At 69.1% G+C, this 3,506-nt stretch carries 3 protein-coding genes; 2 read left to right on the top strand and 1 reads right to left on the bottom strand.

Going from position 1 to position 3,506, the window contains the following annotated elements:
• Window positions 1-102: 102 nt before the first annotated feature.
• Window positions 103-813 (bottom strand): succinate dehydrogenase, encoded by a 711-nt coding sequence (locus tag Mterra_RS19820; RefSeq protein WP_119316685.1) that lies wholly within the window; start codon window positions 811-813, stop codon window positions 103-105.
• Window positions 814-1,112: 299 nt separating this feature from the next.
• Between Mterra_RS19820 and speD the strand changes: the two genes are divergently transcribed.
• Together speD and Mterra_RS19830 are read left to right on the top strand one after the other, a co-directional pair.
• Window positions 1,113-1,553: an adenosylmethionine decarboxylase gene (speD, locus tag Mterra_RS19825; protein WP_170159758.1), complete on the top strand. Its 441-nt coding sequence runs from the start codon at window positions 1,113-1,115 to the stop codon at window positions 1,551-1,553.
• Window positions 1,554-1,803: 250 nt separating this feature from the next.
• Window positions 1,804-3,506 (top strand): TolB family protein (locus Mterra_RS19830; RefSeq protein ID WP_218022982.1); only part of this gene is annotated, 1,703 nt, incomplete at its 3' end.

Here is a 3,506-nt window from a genome sequence, read left to right on the forward strand (position 1 = left end):
CCCCCTCCTCCAGGGCCGCGATGGCCGCCCGCAGGCCTGCCCCGCCCGCGCCGATCACCAGCACGTCGTAATCGAAGGTCTGATACGACTCCACACGGCCTCCTAAAACAGGCGCAAGTCGGCGATGGCGCCGGTAGCGCACAGGCGGATGTACGCGTCGGCCAGGGCCACCGAGACCATGCTGACCCAGGCCCAGTAGCCGTGGCGGGCGTTGATGCGGCTGGTCCAGCGCCACAGGCCATAACGGACCGGCCTGCCGGACATGCAGTCCAGGCATCCCCCCGCCAGGTGACGCCACGCGTGGCAGGAGAAGGTGTAGTACGACAGCAGCACCACGTTGACCACCAGGATCAGCGCGCCCAGCCCCACGTGAAAACCGTCCTCCCAGAAGAAGGCCTTGATCGCGTCGTACCACAAGAAGGCCAGCACCGGAAGGCTGAGATACCAGAAGTAGCGGTGCAGGTTGTTGAGCACGAAAGGAAAGCTTCGTTCGCCGCGGTACGACCTGCGCATCTCCCCCACCGCACAGGCCGGGGGGTCCCAGAAGAAGGCCCGGTAGTAGGACCTGCGGTAGTAGTAGCAGGTCAGACGAAACCCCAGGGGCACCCACAGGATCAGGAACGCCGGGGAGAAGGGCCACCAGGCGAGGTCGAGGTGCGGGGAATAGAACGGCGAGAGGTAGGGGCCGAAGGCGAAGTCGCGGTTGATCAGGGCAACCCAGAAGGCGTAGACCCCGAAGGCCACCAGCACGACGACCGTGACCAGGGGTTCGACCCACCAAGCGTCGCGCCGCTCTGTCAAGGGTTGGTTCACCGGAAACACCCCCCGTTCGTTGTGACGTGCCTCCAATATAGCAACTGTCCATGGCCGATAGCCAAAAAAGCCGGGTTAAGGGCTCGAGCCCGCGCAATTCGCGCCCTCGACACGCGACACGCGCAGCTTTCTCGCCTCTTTCACCCCGCCTCTGGCCCTTCCGCGCGACGCCGACGAATTCTTGACACCCCACCCCCCCGGCCCCATAATGATTGGCTGTTGAAACGGCGTTCCTACGCCGCTCGACGGGGTGAGAAAGCCTGCCGGGGGACACCCGTAGGCCGCTTAAGGAGACAAGGTTGGAACTCTTTGGGTTTGGCCCGCACCTGATGATCGACGGCTACAACGCCAACGCAGACAAATTAGCCGATTTTGAACTCGTCCGGCGCGTTCTGGACGAGCTTCCTGTGGAAATGGGGATGACCAAGGTGCTGCCCCCCTTCGTGCACCGCTACGACGGGCACACCGGGCACTCCTCCGGCGTCACCGGCGTGGTCCTCATCGCCGAGAGCCACATCGCCATCCACACCTTCCCCGAGAAGCGCTTCGTCAGCGTGGACATCTTCTCCTGCAAGGAGTTCGACCTCTCCAAGGCGCTCTCGAGCATAGTCGAGAAGTTCGAGATCGGGCGCTACGAGACCTACCTCATCAACCGGGGCAAGGAATTCCCCAAAGACCCCGACTTAGCCCGCCAGATCGTGCTGGGCGAGCGCGAGTACCTGGAAGCTCGAGTGAGCTGAACGGGGTGCCGATAGCCGGTAGCTGATAGCCGATAGCCGATAGCCTGACCAGGCCCCGCCAAGGCGGGGCCTGGCTTCTTGGGAGAATGGGCACAGGCCAGCGCGAGGCCTGCCGACGGCATCATGCGTCTGGTGTTCAGTATTTAGCTGTCAGCTATCAGCTATCGGCGTTGGGCGTTCGGCGTTCGGCAAACCACACCACGCCGCCAACCGTCATCAAACCCGGACGCCCGGCCGGTAAAGTAGGCGCATGTTCCGACGGTTCTTCTGGGGGCTGCTGGTGCTGGCGGCCCTGGGTCCGGCTCGAGCGCAGCTCATCGGGGAGGTGCCGCTGCAGCAGGTGGTCACGCCGCACTTCACCGTGATCCACCCGCCGCGCCTGGAGGGCTACGCCCGGCGGGTCGCGGCCACGGCCGAGGCGGTTCGGGAGGCGGTGAGCGGGATTGTGGGCAACCAGCCACCGCGCACCTACGTCCTGGTGGGCGACGAGACCGACGAGTTCAACGGCCTGGCGATGGTCTTCCCCTACCCCGTCATCCGCGTCTACGCCACGTTCCCGCAGCCCGGGCTCATCGGGGCGCAGTGGCAGGACGTGCTCGAGGTGCTGCTCGTCCACGAGTACACGCACATAGCCCACCTCACCACCCACGGCGACGACCCGCTGACGGCCATCCTGGGCCGCTACCCGGGCAGCAACACCGCCCGCGTCCCGCCGGCGTGGTTCATCGAGGGCTACGCGGTGTACCTCGAGTCCATCCTGACCAGCGGGGGCCGCGTGGCCGACACCACCACCCGCACCCTGCGGGCGCAGATCGCGCGCGAGGGGAAGTGGCCCACCCTCTCCGACGCCGGGATCGGGCCGCTCGAGCGCTACCCCGGCGGCAACACCCGCTACAGCTTCGGGGCGGGGTTCGTGGCCTTCCTGGCCGATGAATTCGGTGAGGACGGCCTGCGGAAGGTCATCCGGGCCTATAACGCCGGCGGCTTCGACTTCTCCGAAGCCTGGGAGAGGGCGCTGGGCACGCGCCTGGAGCCCTTATGGGAGCTGTGGAGCGGGCTCGAGTTCGCCCGGGCCGAGTCCGAGGCCGAGGCGCTGCGCCGCACCGGGCTCCCGCAGGCCCAGCGGCTGAGCGCGGGCTCGAGCCCGGCCTGGCGCCCCGACGGGCTGCTGGCCTGGTGGCAGGGCGGCGCGGTGCGGGTGGGGTGGGCCGACCGGCGGCAGGCCACGACCGGCTTCTCCCCCGCCGTCCCCCTGCCGGGCCGCCCCGACCGGCTCTCCTGGGACCGCGGCGGCAGCCTGGTCTACTCGCGCGTGGTGCGGCAGGGGGGCACCCGCTACGGCGAGGTGTTCCGGCTGGGGCCCGGCGGGCAGGAGACCCGCCTGACCCACGGCGCGCGCGCCAGCGACGCGGTGGCGGAGGGCGAGTGCGTGCTGTACGTGCGCCGCAGCGTGGAGCGCTCGGCCCTGCGCCGCTGGTGCGGGGGGCAGGACCGGGAGGTCTACGCGGCCCCCGAGGGCTGGCAGCTCTTCCAGCCCGCCCCGGGCCCGGACGGCGCCGTCGCGCTCGCGGTGTGGCGCCCGGGCGGCTTCCTCGACGTGGCGCTGCTGCGGGAGGGGGCGCTCGAGTTCGTCACCTCCGACTTCTTCCAGGACTGGTGGCCCGCCTGGACCCCCGAAGGGCAGCTCCTGTTCGCCTCCGACCGCCGGGGAAGCTCGCAGCTCTACCGGGTGCGGGAAGGGCAGCTCTACCAGCTCACCGCCGAGCCGGGAGGCGTGTTCGGCGTCAGCCCTTCGCCCCAGGGGGTCGTCTTCTCCAGCTACGGCGGCAACGGCCTCGAGGTCAAGCGGCTCGAGCGCCTGCCGGAGGGCCTCGAGGTGGGGTCGCTCCAGGCTTCACAGCCCCCCGCCCCCGCCCTGCCCCGGGGCGAGGCCTACCCCGTCGAGCCCTACGC

It is taken from the genome of Calidithermus terrae (genome assembly GCF_003574345.1).
Taxonomy (GTDB): Bacteria; Deinococcota; Deinococci; order Deinococcales; family Thermaceae; genus Calidithermus; species Calidithermus chliarophilus.